This window comes from Streptomyces sp. NPDC096046 (assembly GCF_040303285.1).
Taxonomy (GTDB): Bacteria; Actinomycetota; Actinomycetes; order Streptomycetales; family Streptomycetaceae; genus Streptomyces.
This window is the reverse complement of record NZ_JBEOSZ010000053.1, coordinates 1-12340: the sequence shown is the minus strand read 5'-3', so window position 1 is coordinate 12340 and position 12340 is coordinate 1. Positions and strand designations below refer to the sequence as shown.

The following is a 12340-nucleotide window of genomic DNA, read 5'->3' as shown; positions in this document are numbered from 1 at the left end:
CCCGGCCCCCGCCTGCCACAAACCGTGCGGGGTCCCACGCGAGACCCGAAAGCCACCGTTCAGGTGAGGGAGTTGTCCACAGGCCGGGGTGGGTCCACAGGCCCGAGCGGGCGGCGGCGGACGGCCTCATCGTGGGGAGCGCAAGCCGGTCCCTCGTCGCAGGTGGTGGTCTCCGTGTCCCTCGCTCGATCCTCGGTCGTCCCCTCGTCTCCCTCCTGGTCCGTCGCCCCGTGCCCGCCCGGCGCCGAGGTGCCCGCGACCCGTGAGGTGCCGCGGTTCGATCCGGTCCGGGTTCGCGGCGGCCACCGGCCGGGCCGGCTCCTACGGCACCGGCGGCGGGCCGTGGCCGCCGGACTCGCCGTCACCGCGACGGCGCTCGTGGCGGCGGGCCCGCGCGATGCCGACGGGGCCCGCGGTCATCCCCCTCGCCCTCCGGCCCACACGGCCGCGACGTCCGGGGCGCGGCCCTCGCACCCGAGCGGTGCGGGGCCGGTGACGGCTCCGATCCGGATCTCCGACGCCGCCACCGTGCGTCTGCTGCGGCCCGGCGACCGGGTCGACGTCATCGCCGCCGAGGAGACCGTCTCCGGCGGCGATGCCCGAGTGGTCGCGCGCGGAGCCAGGGTCACGAAGGTGCCGGAGCCGATGGAGGGCGCGGGCGACAGCGGGGCGCTGGTCGTGCTGTCGGTGCCGCGGGCCACCGCGGCGAGGCTGGCCGGTGCGAGTGCCACGGCACGGTTGGCGGTGACGCTGTGGTGATCGTGTGCATGATCTCGTCAAGCTCTTCGTTCGAGGGACCTGGTTGCCCGGTTCGGCCCAACGGTGACGTAGGTTGCGGAGCGTTTTGCTCTACAAGCTGCTTGTACGAGGAGAGGCCCCGAGGTGAGCGAGATGAAGGAGCCGAGCGTCTGGCAGGGCTTCAAGGCCTTCCTGATGCGCGGGAACGTGGTCGATCTGGCGGTGGCGGTGGTGATCGGCGCCGCCTTCACCAACATCGTCAACGCCCTGGTGAAGGGGATCATCAACCCGGTCGTCGGAGCGATCGGGACCAAGAACCTCGACCACTACAGCTCATGCCTGAGCTCGACCTGCGAGGGCGAGCAGGGCATCCAGATCCTGTGGGGGTCCGTGCTCGGCGCGGCCCTGAGCTTCGTGATCACCGCGGCGGTCGTCTACTTCCTGATGGTTCTGCCCATGTCGAAGTACCTGGCCCGCCAGGAGGCCCGCCGGAAGGCGAAGGAGGGCGCGCAGGAGGTCCTCGAGGTGACCGAGCTGGAGGTGCTGAAGGAGATCCGGGACGCCCTGGTCGCCCAGCGCGGCTCGGGGCACGACCGGCGGTAGCGGCGCCGCGGGCGGCTCAGAGGTGGTGGGGCGGCTTCTCGTCGAGGAAGCGCTTGAGGTCCGCCGCACTGCCGCCGGAGTCGGTGCGCTCGCCCCAGCCCCGGTCGGTGTCGTCGGAGGACCGCTGGTCGAGCGGGTCGTCGAAGACCAGCGCGGGCTTCGGCTCGCGCGGCTCGGGGCCGGGGACGGTACTCATGCGACCAGAGTACGGTCGCGGAGAAGATCCCCGCGCCTTCTGCTCTGCTGAGACGCATGACCGCCGGCCCCGCTCCCCCGCCCGTCCCCTCCGGCGCGCCCGGCGGGAGGGGACCGCTGCGCCGGCTCCGGGCCCGTGGCCGCGACGAGGCGCACCGGACGGCCTCGCCGCTGGAGCTCTTCTTCGACCTGTGCTTCGTCGTGGCCGTCGCCCAGGCGGGCATCGAGCTGGTGCACGCCGTCGCCGAGGGGCACGCGGGCCGGGGGATCGTCGACTACACGATGGTGTTCTTCGCCCTGTGGTGGGCGTGAACCAACGGAACAACAGGTTACCGCGAAGCCCTGACCAGGGGCTATGGGCAGGCAGCACGAAGCCCCGCCCATGCGCCACGGGGGAGCGACGCACGGACGGGGCAGCCGACACGCTGAGCCTTGATAGCCGTCCTCAGCGCGCCGGAGTCTCACCAGCGGATTGGTTCCGCAGTCCCGCCAACACAGACGGGGCAGGCGCGCTTGAACGTCCACCCGCAGAGTGCGCACCCATCGAATCCGCAGCACCCGTCACACCAGATTTCACGGAGTCCAGCGCAGCACCCGCACAGGTCACCGTGCTTCCACAGGGACCAGGGCACTTCTCCGCCCGTTCGTCCGGCACGTGGCTTCGGATGATGCGGCGCATCCGCTCTTACAGACTTGCGGAGTTGAGGTATTCGCCCGGCGGTGACGCGTAAACGCTCGGGGGCGGTGGTCATTCGTGTCCCTCGGGGTGCCGCGCCAAGAAGACGTTGCAGTCAGTCACGGTGGTCCGATCATTGCCCGCGCGTGCCCAATCCCGGACCTTCGCAAGCTCCGTGCAACTCGCGCAGCCTTCCACGGGTGTCGGTTCCAGATCATCGAGCCGCAACGGCAGCTCAACCGGAGCACTCGGATAGGTCTTCGGATCGCTCACGCTCAACCCCCTGCATCACTTCCCTGCCATCTGCGTGCAGTCAACGACCGGAAGAGTTACGTGCTCCATCAACTTGCACGGACTTGCACGCCAATTACTTAGCAGGCGGTCTTGACCAGGCACGCCAGCAAGGGAGGATGGCTGTGCAAGTCGAAGCAAACCGCGTACTGACGGAGGCTCACATGGCGCTACGGTTCGTCGGGATCGACCCGGACACTGATCTTGAGCATTGCCCTACCGTCTGGGCTGACGAAGAGGCGGGGGAACTGGTGGTGCAGGGGTGGAAGGCCAGTCCTGAACTCCGTGCCGCCTGTGAGTCGAACAGCCCGGCCCACGGAACGATCCCGGACAGCGAAGAGGTCATCAGGATTCCGGCGCGCATGGTGCCGATGATCAGGGAAGCGTGTGATGCAGTCGAGCGTGCCGCCGTTCAGTGAGCTACTGGCCAACACCACGGAATCCGCCGTACATCTGGAAATGCGGGATGACTACGGCAACAACCCCCGGCTAGAAGCCTGGCAGCGCGGCGAACGCGTCGACTGGGATGACCGCGAATCCTGGTGGCATCCGTTCCACCAGACCATTGCTGACGCCGTTTCCCGTGGCGTGGTCATCCGACGTGCCCGCATCGTGTCGGAGCCTCCCAGCGAATACATCCGCTGGGAGCACTACGCGACACAGGCCAACGTCATTGCTGGCGAAGAGGTGCGCTGGTTGCCGCGTAGTCAGGCAAACGGCTTCCTGGTGCCAGCCAATGACTTCTGGCTGTTCGACGGAAAGCTACTCCGCATTCATCACTTTGCAGGGGACGGGAAACACGTCACGGACGAACTCAGCGCTGATGACACGACGGTAAGCCTGTGCGTCACGGCGTTTGAGGAGATCTGGCAGCGAGCTATCCCGCACAGCGAATACACCATCTAGCACCAACGGACAGCCAACTCATGTCGTCGTCTCCTTCGTCCCGCGCCCAAGAGGCAAGGGAAGCCATAGCCAGTCGTCTGCGCGAAATGCGGCTAGATGCGGGGATCACGGCGCGTGAGTTGGCTGTTCGGTGCGGGTGGAGTGAGTCAAAGTCGTCACGCATCGAGCACGCGAAGACACCCCCCAGTGATGCCGATATTCGGTCCTGGTGCGCGGCGTGCAATGCCCCGGGGCAGGCGGATGACCTTATCGCTGCCAACCGGCAGGCTGATTCCATGTACGTCCAGTGGAAACGGCTACAGCGGACCGGTCTTAGGCGGCTACAGGAATCGGGCGTACCCCTCTACGAGAAGACCCGCCAATTCCATGTGTACTGTTCCAATGTGGTGCCAGGGTTCTTTCAGACCCCCGGGTATGCAACGGCCCTCTTGACTTCCATCGCGAAGTTCCGAGGAACGCCGGATGACGTGGCGGATGCGGTAACGGCCCGAATGAACCGCTCATATGTTGTCCGCGAAGGTGACCACCGATTCGCCGTGCTGATCGAAGAATCGGTCTTGCGGTACCGGATAGGAAGCCCCGACGTGATGGCCGCACAGCTTGGACACTTGCTGTCGGTCATGGCGCTGCCTTCGGTATCGCTCGGCATCATTCCATTTACAGCGTCCCGGGAAGCATGGCCCGTTGAGACGTTCACCATTTTTGACGGTAAGCGGGTACACGTCGAAACGCTGTCGGCAGCCATCAAGGAGACTCAGCCAAGTGACGTGGCGATGTACGTCCGGGCATTCGGGAATCTCCACGAAATTGCATCCTATGGGGCTGATGCGCGCTCGCTGATCACATCCGCCATTGATGCTCTCCCTGCAATCTGACGGATCATCAGAACTGCCCAGAGCCCCATACCGGCACGGCAGGGCGCGCACGGAGCTATGCGATCAGCATGACTTGCTGATGGAGCCAGAGCTAGAACATTTAGCTGGTCCCGAGAAACTCTCTTCTAAGAATCAGCCACATACTTCCGGCCACTCGGGCACTATGAGTCCATGCTCACAACTCTGTTGCCCGGCTTCCGCCACTTCAGAACCCCCTTCGCGGTAGGTGCGCTGTGCTCGTTTCAGCTGTGGATCATTTTTGGCGAGAACATCCCCCATCGCACTGAGGCACAGGGCCTGCTTAAGCGAGTTTACACATTAGGTGAGATAGCAGGGAGACCGATCGTGACGGCGGCTATCGCCTTTGTGTTGTACTTGCTCGGGGATATCTTCCGGGTATCGTCGAACTCTCTTCAGAAGTTTTTCAGACGAAATCTCCAAAAGAAAGCGTTCCTGTCTGACGAGTCCCTCCACAGGCTCGGCGATTTCGCAAATGGCGCGTTTAGAGTGAGATCACAATCCATGCGCGTTGAGGCCAATAAGGACCGACTGATCGCCCGAATGGTCTCGGAACTTCCCGCAATTAGAATGCAACTCGTTGCTAATCATCTAGAGGTCTACCTGGAGCATGACCGCCTGGACTCGGAATCAGAATTCCGAATTAATGTAGCGCTTTACTCGACTAGTTTATGGTGTGTGCTGGGATTCGCTTGGTCGCCCCTCGCCTTTCTCGGAGCGGGCGCGTCATGGTTCCTCTTCATGAATGGTATGCGGGCTTCCAGAGATGCTAACGCGATTCTCGCGCAAGCTGTCATTGCAGGAATCGTGGAATCGCGACGCTACGCTGAAGAATTGGAACGGGATAGCGAGACCAGGGGAGGAGTGACAATTTCTCGTGGGCCTGGCAGCCGGTAGCCATGCCCCGCGCAAAGGTCCCAGGTTGCGGCGCTAGCTTTTTGCCTCCCTGCCGCGCTCCTGTGAGGCCCGGAGGGGGTCACCCCCCCAGGGGGCAGGCTCAGCCCGGACGTCAGAACGGCGGAACGTCGTCAGCCCAGCGCCGGTATTCACGCTCTGCCGCTTCCTGCTGTGATCGCTGTTCGGCGTAGAAGCCGCCTGGTTCACGCTTAGGCCGTTCCTTGGCATCACACGGCTTGCACAATGGTCGAAGGTGCCTAAAGGCATCAGGGTTCGGATCACCCTTGGCCACAAGGACAGTTCGACTCACAGGGAAATGGTCGGCAACGGTTGCTTGGCTTCCGCACAGCGCACACCACGGATTGCGGTAGATGAACTGAGGTTGCACTACTCGATTCCAGCGAGACCCATAGCTAGAACCACCACGGTTCTCACGCTGGCTCGCTCGCTGTCTCGTGTGCTCTTCGCACGTGCTGTCTCTGCCGCGTACCAACTCAGGGCAACCCGGCTGAGCACAGGGGCGGGGTGGCTTACTCGGCATGGGGGACCACCTACGGATTTCCGGAGGTGGGGGTATCAGTAATGGCGCTGAATAGCTCCGCATCACTGAGCCCATGGATTGCCGCCACAGCGTCTATGTTCTGCTGTACGTCGTCCAGTGGGTCTAGCTCATCTTCGGCAGCACACAGCATGTTCCGAATGGCTTGCACTAGGTGCGCTGCCTTCTCCGGATCAGGGCTACCGTCGGCGAGCATGGTGCGCAATTCGTCGGCGTAGGTGAGCGCGTATCTCAGGGATTGGGCCAGCGACTCAGCGTGTGAGGGCGCGCAGTCATCAGCGAGCATGGGCGTACTCCTTCACGCCAGCACACATGCCAGCGAAGTTGCTGCGCAGCAAAGGCGCAGATCGGAAAGGGTGGGGATTTCAGCCGGCTGAGGGTGCCTGGTTGCGGCAGCACACCCCGGGGGGGACCCCCTTGCCGACACACAGAAGCGCGGCAGGGAGGGGAAAACCTGGCATGGCTAATTGCACAGTTTGTGCGGAGCGCCTGTGTCCTTGACCAGCTGCAATGCTCACCTCGAAGATATCGGCATGGATGCAGGATTGGCGGCAGTGCTGGGCGCGTTGGCAGGCTCAGTAGCAACGATCGGCGCGGCATTTGCCACGGGCTGGGCGCAAAGAGAAGGGGCGCGTATCACTGCGCGTTCCGAACATCGAAGGCAAAGGCGAGAGCCGCGATATGCAGCTTATCGCGAACTAATCGCTGCCGGATCAGTCATGCGCGGCCACATTGCCCTCAGTGGTTTAGATGAAGAAACCCTATTGAGTGAATTGGGTGAGGAGGAATATAGAAACCTGCTGTTGGAAGATGCCCGGGATCTCAAGGAGAAGGCAATCAATGTGGCTCTGGCTGGGCCGAAAAAGGTTACCGGTGTTGCCATGAATATTGATCGCCTTAGTTGGGAACTTGCCGTCATTCTTACGAGTATCCATAAGCTAAATACCCCAGAAGGGCAAGTCATGCGCCAGCGAGTGGAAAGGCATCCCGAGAGAGTGGCGTCGGACCTGGTCCAGCATCTTGACAATTTCGTGCTATCGGCCCAAGCGGCCCTAGATGACGACGGCAGTCGTCGCAGATAGAAGCCCGGGTGAGCTGCCCTGTGTCCGGCCCACACAAGGCAGCTATCATCACCGCCGCATCCATGCCCGGTAGCAAGCCAGGCACATTGATTTGCGGTAGCCCGGGGAATCCGGTCGGGAAACGCCCCGGGCTATGAGCTGTGCGCGCGTCAGCGGATAGAAGCAATTCACGTCCGCTGCCACGCCTAGGGCGTCCTCAGTACACAGCTCACAGAACCGGCTATCAGCCATAGTGGTCCGCCCACATCTGCCGCAGCACGTCTAGCGGAATGGTCGGGGGCGTCAGCGGGTTTCCCTCAGCGTCATAGTGCGTGAGATCAACCAGGGTGCCCCGCTGACGAACCGTGCCCCGCGTTACCGGCGCTGCACCAGGCTGAGGGAAGACTACATCAGCGGCAGTGTGCGTGTCGGCAAAGCACGGGGCCCCGTTCCCGTCCCGGGGCCAAACCAGGTAAGCAGGCTGGCCGTTAAAGTCCGGCCCCGGGTCGAGTAGGTCAAAGGCCACGGCTAAGCCACCTCGTACGCTGCCAGCGCCTCAGCGGCAAGCGACTCGGCACGGTCACGGAGAACCACAGGAATTGCCTCTTCCTGCCAGCGCCGCAGCTCTTCCTGTGGGTCCACCCAGCGGATGTCTTCAATGCGTAGCTCATGCGCGCTGATCTCAAGGAGTGCAGCGCAGTGCTGGGCATGGGCACGGAGCGCCGAAATGGCCTGACGCCGGGCAAGGTACTCAGCAACCAGGGCCGGGAGAGTGCCAGCCTTGAAAGCCTCCGCCTTCTCCTCAACGGTGGGGTACTTGCCCCGCACCTTCTCCTCAAGTGCGTGCCGGTCCTCAAGGAACTGAGCGGCTAGCTCACGCTCCTTCTGCGCACGCTCAGCGGCCTTCTCAGCCTGCCGGGTGGACTCAATGGCCTCAGCCTCAGCCAACTTCGCGGCAGCCGCCTCAGCGGCCTTACGGGCCTTCTCAACGTCAATCGCAGTCATGGTGTCTGGTGTCCTTTCAGTTGCTGGTGCCGTAGCCGCGCGCAATGCGCTGCTCAGGGGTGAGGTCAGCGTCACTCACGCTGGTCTGTCGCTGGCCGGTCTCGCCCAGCTGAGCGGCAGCCTTACGGGCAACCGTCGCGTAGCCCATGGCCATTCGCGTAGAAGAGTCGATGTCAACTCCGCGCGCCTCAGCGGCCTTTAGGTGCGAGACCATGGCGTCACCCTCAGCGCTGGCCGAAGATGCGATGGACTCAAGGTGCTTGCGCTTGCGCTCAGGGTCATTGGTGTCAAGGGCACCCGGGTCAATGGTGCGCATGTACCAGGGGGTTTCAGTCATGGGGAAGTTTCCTTTCAAGGGAGGGTTGGCACTTCCGAAATTTCGGAGGTGGTTAGCGCCGGTACCAGACCCGGCCATGGAACGCCGGGTTCTTGGGACGAAGCCCTATGTAACGCTTGCCGTATCGCCGCTCAGCGCGCTCGTAGCCTGTGGCGCGGAGCAGACGGTCAAAGGTGCCCATCGGAATGAAGCTGGGGCCGCTGACTTCCTTGCAGGCATCGAAAAGGAGCTGTGTGCTTGATTCGGCATTCGGGCACTCTTCGAGAGCTTCACCGACAATGCGCGCGAACTTGTCGACGTACGCCCGGTCAGCCTCAGTCAGATTCGACATGCTCACCACCCATGGCAACGATGCGAAGCACGGAAAGCGCGGCGAAAAGCTCAGTGCGCGCGTGCTCATCCTTCGGCACGATTGCGTGTTCTTCAAGAATGTCTACGGCCCGTGATGCGCCGATTGCGTCCATTGGAATTACTCCGAATTTCGTTGGGTAAGGGGGTCAGCCGGCTCGGATTTCATGGGGTTTCCGAGCACGGCTCAAGAAAAGGGAGGGCAGGGGCCTGCCCCATGTTCATTCCAGCCCCCTGCCCTGGTCTCAGATAACGCCTGCCGCCTGATAGACCAGAGAGACCAGAACGGCGACGCTCAGCGCTTCGGGAAGCCATGCAATGCGAGCCATCAGCGGGCACCTGCACGGGGAATGTGACGCTCACCGGAAGTCTCAGCGAGCGCGGCGGACTGTTCGGGGCCGATGTTGCCGAGTGCCGTTTCCCGCACGCGCCAACTGTGGAAGGTGGAAGCCTTCACGCTCTCCCTGTGCTCTTCGTCGTAGCGCTGTTGTCCGGCTTCCGTCAGCGCGTCGGCAACGGCGGCAAGGACCGGCTTACCGTGCTGCCGGAATGCGCGGTCATAGGCACGGTGGTCACGCTTACAGAGCGGCATGTAATACGCCGTGCTCTCAGACCATAGGTAACCGTCCCGGTAAACCTCAGCCGGGTCCTGGTGGTTGTACGACCACTCAGCGGCGAAGGTCCCGCAGAACTGGCAGGGTTTGTGGCTGGCCGGTCCCTTGACCTGAACAACGCGCTTGTGCACTGCCTTGTATTCGTACTCTGCCGATAGCATGGCGAAAGTCCTTTGGTGTGGTAGCCCGCGAATCAGCGCGCGGAAACGAGAAAAGCCCCCAGACACGGGGAGGGAAAGAAGGGGCTACCACGCGCCTTCGATCTCTCAACCCGTGCCCGGGGGCCGGTCTGATGGCTATGGAAACTCCCCCATAGCTGGGGCTGTTCTACGGGCCTGGTGTGGTAGCCGCCCGCGCTGAGGGGTTAACTCCCCCCTCACCCTGGTTCTAGGGAGTGGAGTGCCTAACGGCGTACGCCGAATAGCCCGCTGACCTGCACAAAGACGGAAATGCTCGAATTTAAATGTGGTGCACGTCACACAAGATTGTGAAATCGGGCCATTCTGGGTGTGTAGAAATGTAGGTTCGGGGCGGGGTCGCGGTATTGCTTAGGAACTCCTAGAGCTAAATCTGGGGGATGTGCATTTCTACACTTCTACATTCATGCAGGTCAGATAGGGTTTCCTGACGGAGTGTCAGAAACCTTTCTACACAAGGTCGGTTTTCGCACCGCTTCCCGCTGTCCCCCTCAAGGCTCTGAGCGGCCGTCTGAGCCCCCGTCCGCCCGTCGCCGGTAGCGGGGCAGTCCAGAGCCCTGAAAGCCCCTCAGCGAGGCTCACGGGGCAGCAGAAAGCCCCGCCGGGCATTGCTGCCTGACGGGGCCTGGTGGTGCTACGCGGCAAGAGCCTCCGGGAAGCCCATGAGTGCCTGTTGCAGCGCCTCAAGTCGTCCTATGCGCTCCCGCGTTCGTACGCTGCCGTCCCCGGCCTTCACAGCGCCGTACAGGGATTCCAGCTTCCGCGTGATCTGCTGCCACTCCAGCTCGCGTTCCCATGCCGCCTCTTTGGCGTCCTGGTCTGCCTGCCACTGTGCGCGCTCTGCGCTTGTCATATCCTGGTGCCTCCCTTGAGAGGGACACCAGCCCGGTCTACTCGCCAAAGTCCGGCCGGGCTGGTGCCATTTCTTCTTGCTGACTCAGGCGGCGGTTTGCGCCCGGCGCGCTTCCCATGCCTCCCATGCGGCCTCTGCCGCCGGGGTCAGGCTGTCGTCGCGCCAATCCGGCTCAAGACGCTCAAGAATCGGGGTCCGGTCTCCCCTGAACTTCGGGGGCAGAAGAGTGACGCTCTTCAACGCGGCTTGCAGTAGGGCGCGCTGCCCTTCAACGCCTGCAACCTGCCAAAGGCCAGCTAGCGCTTCGGGGTCCATCAACGGCGAAAGGTCCACCTCTTCCGAAAGCTCTGCCAACTCCGCCTTGAGAGCGCTGATCTGCGCGGTGATTTCAGCCCGCAGCGTTTCGTAAAGCGTCTCGTCCATTCCCCCGCCGATAAAGAACTCTTTCTGAAGCCTGAGTTCACGCCCTGCCGCGTTGTCCAGCGCTGCCGAGACTGCACGCTTACGGGTTTCCTTCGCGGGGTCCTGGTAGGTCAGCCAGCGCCGGGCAATGGCCAGAATCGTTGGAGAGTCCGGTGACAGGTTCAGAATGTGGTTGATCCACATAATCGCAATGGCTTCGTCGGCGCGCTCCCGCATGGTCGCGATTCCCACGCATACAGACGGACCCTGGTTGATGCGGGCAAGGCACCGATAGTTGCGTCCGCCGTTGCCCATAGGGCCTTTGCAGCGCGGACAGCGCAGAACTCCTGTGAGGATGGTTGCCGCCTTGCGCTTTCCACGCGTCCGGTCACCAATGCTGGTGCCGGGGCGGGAACGAGCGGCGAACTTCGAGAGAATCTGTTCCCGCTCAGCGAATGTGATTACCCCCTTGCCAGCCCTAATCGGGTGGCCGTCCGGCCCCATGAGCGGATTACCGCCACGGTGCCACTTGTCCAGCGGGTTGCCGAACTCATCCTTAGCGCGTTCACCGTCCGGGATAAGTCCGGCCCAACTCGGTGACTGCGCAAGATGGATGATGGTCTGTGCTCGCCATTGCTTGCCCTTACGGGTCTTAATTCCCTCGCTGTTCAGCGTCTCAGCAATGCTCGCCGGGGTGTCGCCGTTCAGCAGTGCCTCAGCAATCCTGCGCGCTGTCGGGTACTCCGCCGGATCGTGTTCCAGCTTCCCCGTTCCCTTGGGACAGCGAAGGCCGTAGGGAACTACTCCGCCGGGCCAGCGCCCCTCTGCCTTGTGCGCGTCTCCGCCTGCCTTCGTGCGAAGCGCGATATCTGCGGCCTCTTCCCGGGCACGCTCACTCAGGAAGGCAATGACCATTCGCGCACCACGCTGGGAGCTGTCCAGCCCCTCAGTGACACTGACCAGCCGTGCCCCGCGCTTCTCGAATTCGTCCAGCAAGAGGCCAACAGCTCCCATGCCCCGGCGGCTGAGTCGGTCCAGCTTCCAGACATAGAGCGTCTTGCTGCGCTCTTCCACAATGGCGGCAGTCGCCTTCTCGAATTCCTCGCGCCGGACGTGCGCCTTACTTGCTGAGCGCTGTTCGAACCAGACGTGCCGGATCTTCGTGCCATCGGTGGCAGCCGCACGGCAGACGTCCCGGACATGCGCCCGGAGAGTGGCCAAGTCGTCGCGCTTCTTGCTGCGCCTGATGTACACCTCTGCCTGTTCGGCAGGGTCTCCCGTGGCCGGTTCCCAGACCCCCAGCGCCCGAAGCTCTTCGTCCTCGAAGCCCAGTGCCCGCAGGGTGGGGAGGTCATCCCGTTCCATCGCTCATCCATCCGCCGTAGGTGGCCGCCTCTACGGGTTGGGGTGAGCGGGTGGAATGCCTAGATTCCGCGTTGTCCCAGGTCAGAGGCGGTGATGCACCGTTGGTTCACGGGTGGGCGTGGATGAACTTCACCTGGTTCGCCTCGGCGTACGACAACGACGACGTCCTCTACCGGGTCGTCACGCTGGTGCAGATCGCGGGTGTGCTGGTCCTCGCCGCGGGCGTCTCGCGGGCGTTCGAGGAGCACGAGTTCCTCGTGGTCTGGCTGGGCTACGTGATCATGCGGGTGGCCCTGGCGACACAGTGAGCCTTTTCCAACCTGCCTCTGATGCTGGGCGGTTGAGCTGACAACGTGGTGAAGCCCCTGGTAGACGGGTTCACGACCAAGATTCCCTCGCC

General features: G+C 63.1%; 16 protein-coding genes and 2 pseudogenes. 9 read left to right on the top strand and 9 right to left on the bottom strand.

Going from position 1 to position 12340, the window contains the following annotated elements; all coding sequences use genetic code 11:
* The first annotated feature begins 249 nt into the window (after positions 1 to 249).
* Both ABTX62_RS32210 and mscL read left to right on the top strand, forming a co-directional pair.
* Entirely contained in the window at positions 250 to 759 is a 510-nt protein-coding gene (locus ABTX62_RS32210) for a hypothetical protein (protein ID WP_352119505.1), read from the top strand.
* A gap of 132 nt (positions 760 to 891) precedes the next feature.
* On the top strand, positions 892 to 1341 hold the full coding sequence (gene mscL / locus ABTX62_RS32205; protein ID WP_451523785.1) for a large conductance mechanosensitive channel protein MscL: 450 nt from the start codon (positions 892 to 894) through the stop codon (positions 1339 to 1341).
* 16 nt (positions 1342 to 1357) lie between these two features.
* Here the strand turns inward: mscL and ABTX62_RS32200 are convergent, their stop codons facing one another.
* On the bottom strand, positions 1358 to 1537 hold the full coding sequence (locus ABTX62_RS32200; RefSeq protein WP_352119476.1) for a hypothetical protein: 180 nt from the start codon (positions 1535 to 1537) through the stop codon (positions 1358 to 1360).
* A 56-nt stretch (positions 1538 to 1593) separates the two neighbouring features.
* On the opposite strand from ABTX62_RS32200, the pseudogene ABTX62_RS32195 reads away from it, so the two are divergent.
* From ABTX62_RS32195 to ABTX62_RS32170, 5 genes and pseudogenes are all read left to right on the top strand, one after another.
* A pseudogene (locus ABTX62_RS32195) lies at positions 1594 to 1845 on the top strand (low temperature requirement protein A); the annotation flags it as partial.
* An 822-nt stretch (positions 1846 to 2667) separates the two neighbouring features.
* Positions 2668 to 2922 (top strand): hypothetical protein, encoded by a 255-nt coding sequence (locus ABTX62_RS32185; RefSeq protein ID WP_319595560.1) that lies wholly within the window; start codon positions 2668 to 2670, stop codon positions 2920 to 2922.
* Positions 2894 to 3409, top strand: a complete 516-nt coding sequence (locus ABTX62_RS32180) for a DUF6879 family protein (protein WP_352119474.1) — start codon at positions 2894 to 2896, stop codon at positions 3407 to 3409. The genes ABTX62_RS32185 and ABTX62_RS32180 overlap by 29 nt, the downstream gene beginning before the upstream one ends.
* A 20-nt stretch (positions 3410 to 3429) precedes the next feature.
* A complete protein-coding gene (locus ABTX62_RS32175) occupies positions 3430 to 4284 on the top strand; it encodes a helix-turn-helix domain-containing protein (protein WP_352119473.1) in 855 nt (284 codons plus the stop codon).
* Between the two features lie 171 nt (positions 4285 to 4455).
* Complete coding sequence (locus tag ABTX62_RS32170; protein WP_352119472.1) at positions 4456 to 5199, top strand: hypothetical protein; 744 nt, start codon at positions 4456 to 4458, stop codon at positions 5197 to 5199.
* 112 nt (positions 5200 to 5311) lie between these two features.
* On the opposite strand, the gene ABTX62_RS38015 is transcribed toward ABTX62_RS32170, so the two are convergent.
* Positions 5312 to 5740 (bottom strand): DUF8602 domain-containing protein, encoded by a 429-nt coding sequence (locus tag ABTX62_RS38015; RefSeq protein WP_502998053.1) that lies wholly within the window; start codon positions 5738 to 5740, stop codon positions 5312 to 5314.
* Between the two features lie 10 nt (positions 5741 to 5750).
* The gene (locus ABTX62_RS32165; RefSeq protein WP_352119471.1) at positions 5751 to 6044 is read right to left on the bottom strand and encodes a hypothetical protein; all 294 of its coding nucleotides are present in this window, start codon (positions 6042 to 6044) and stop codon (positions 5751 to 5753) included.
* Positions 6045 to 6255: 211 nt separating this feature from the next.
* Here ABTX62_RS32165 and ABTX62_RS32160 point away from each other — a divergent pair, with 211 nt between their 5' ends.
* Complete coding sequence (locus ABTX62_RS32160) at positions 6256 to 6840, top strand: hypothetical protein (protein ID WP_352119470.1); 585 nt, start codon at positions 6256 to 6258, stop codon at positions 6838 to 6840.
* 507 nt (positions 6841 to 7347) lie between these two features.
* On the opposite strand, the gene ABTX62_RS32155 is transcribed toward ABTX62_RS32160, so the two are convergent.
* From ABTX62_RS32155 to ABTX62_RS32130, 6 genes are all read right to left on the bottom strand, one after another.
* Entirely contained in the window at positions 7348 to 7824 is a 477-nt protein-coding gene (locus ABTX62_RS32155) for a hypothetical protein (RefSeq protein WP_352119469.1), read from the bottom strand.
* Between the two features lie 16 nt (positions 7825 to 7840).
* Positions 7841 to 8161 (bottom strand): hypothetical protein, encoded by a 321-nt coding sequence (locus ABTX62_RS32150; protein WP_352119468.1) that lies wholly within the window; start codon positions 8159 to 8161, stop codon positions 7841 to 7843.
* A 52-nt stretch (positions 8162 to 8213) separates the two neighbouring features.
* Positions 8214 to 8561: a hypothetical protein gene (locus ABTX62_RS32145; RefSeq protein ID WP_352119467.1), complete on the bottom strand. Its 348-nt coding sequence runs from the start codon at positions 8559 to 8561 to the stop codon at positions 8214 to 8216.
* A gap of 276 nt (positions 8562 to 8837) precedes the next feature.
* Entirely contained in the window at positions 8838 to 9284 is a 447-nt protein-coding gene (locus ABTX62_RS32140; RefSeq protein ID WP_352119466.1) for a hypothetical protein, read from the bottom strand.
* A 670-nt stretch (positions 9285 to 9954) separates the two neighbouring features.
* Positions 9955 to 10173: a hypothetical protein gene (locus ABTX62_RS32135; protein WP_352119465.1), complete on the bottom strand. Its 219-nt coding sequence runs from the start codon at positions 10171 to 10173 to the stop codon at positions 9955 to 9957.
* 84 nt (positions 10174 to 10257) lie between these two features.
* Complete coding sequence (locus ABTX62_RS32130) at positions 10258 to 11940, bottom strand: recombinase family protein (protein ID WP_352119464.1); 1683 nt, start codon at positions 11938 to 11940, stop codon at positions 10258 to 10260.
* A gap of 113 nt (positions 11941 to 12053) precedes the next feature.
* Between ABTX62_RS32130 and ABTX62_RS32125 the strand changes: the two are divergent.
* Positions 12054 to 12245, top strand: a pseudogene (locus tag ABTX62_RS32125) (low temperature requirement protein A); the annotation flags it as partial.
* Positions 12246 to 12340: the final 95 nt, after the last annotated feature.

Bases quoted from the DNA above. Each gene is read 5' to 3' on its own strand.
- mscL (WP_451523785.1), top strand. From the start codon at position 892: ATGAAGGAGCCGAGCGTCTGGCAGGGCTTCAAGGCCTTCCTGATGCGC.
- ABTX62_RS32200 (WP_352119476.1), bottom strand. From the start codon at position 1,537: ATGAGTACCGTCCCCGGCCCCGAGCCGCGCGAGCCGAAGCCCGCGCTG.
- ABTX62_RS32185 (WP_319595560.1), top strand. From the start codon at position 2,668: ATGGCGCTACGGTTCGTCGGGATCGACCCGGACACTGATCTTGAGCAT.
- ABTX62_RS32180 (WP_352119474.1), top strand. From the start codon at position 2,894: ATGCAGTCGAGCGTGCCGCCGTTCAGTGAGCTACTGGCCAACACCACG.
- ABTX62_RS32175 (WP_352119473.1), top strand. From the start codon at position 3,430: ATGTCGTCGTCTCCTTCGTCCCGCGCCCAAGAGGCAAGGGAAGCCATA.
- ABTX62_RS32170 (WP_352119472.1), top strand. From the start codon at position 4,456: ATGCTCACAACTCTGTTGCCCGGCTTCCGCCACTTCAGAACCCCCTTC.
- ABTX62_RS38015 (WP_502998053.1), bottom strand. From the start codon at position 5,740: ATGCCGAGTAAGCCACCCCGCCCCTGTGCTCAGCCGGGTTGCCCTGAG.
- ABTX62_RS32165 (WP_352119471.1), bottom strand. From the start codon at position 6,044: ATGCTCGCTGATGACTGCGCGCCCTCACACGCTGAGTCGCTGGCCCAA.
- ABTX62_RS32155 (WP_352119469.1), bottom strand. From the start codon at position 7,824: ATGACTGCGATTGACGTTGAGAAGGCCCGTAAGGCCGCTGAGGCGGCT.
- ABTX62_RS32150 (WP_352119468.1), bottom strand. From the start codon at position 8,161: ATGACTGAAACCCCCTGGTACATGCGCACCATTGACCCGGGTGCCCTT.
- ABTX62_RS32145 (WP_352119467.1), bottom strand. From the start codon at position 8,561: ATGAGCACGCGCGCACTGAGCTTTTCGCCGCGCTTTCCGTGCTTCGCA.
- ABTX62_RS32140 (WP_352119466.1), bottom strand. From the start codon at position 9,284: ATGCTATCGGCAGAGTACGAATACAAGGCAGTGCACAAGCGCGTTGTT.
- ABTX62_RS32135 (WP_352119465.1), bottom strand. From the start codon at position 10,173: ATGACAAGCGCAGAGCGCGCACAGTGGCAGGCAGACCAGGACGCCAAA.
- ABTX62_RS32130 (WP_352119464.1), bottom strand. From the start codon at position 11,940: ATGGAACGGGATGACCTCCCCACCCTGCGGGCACTGGGCTTCGAGGAC.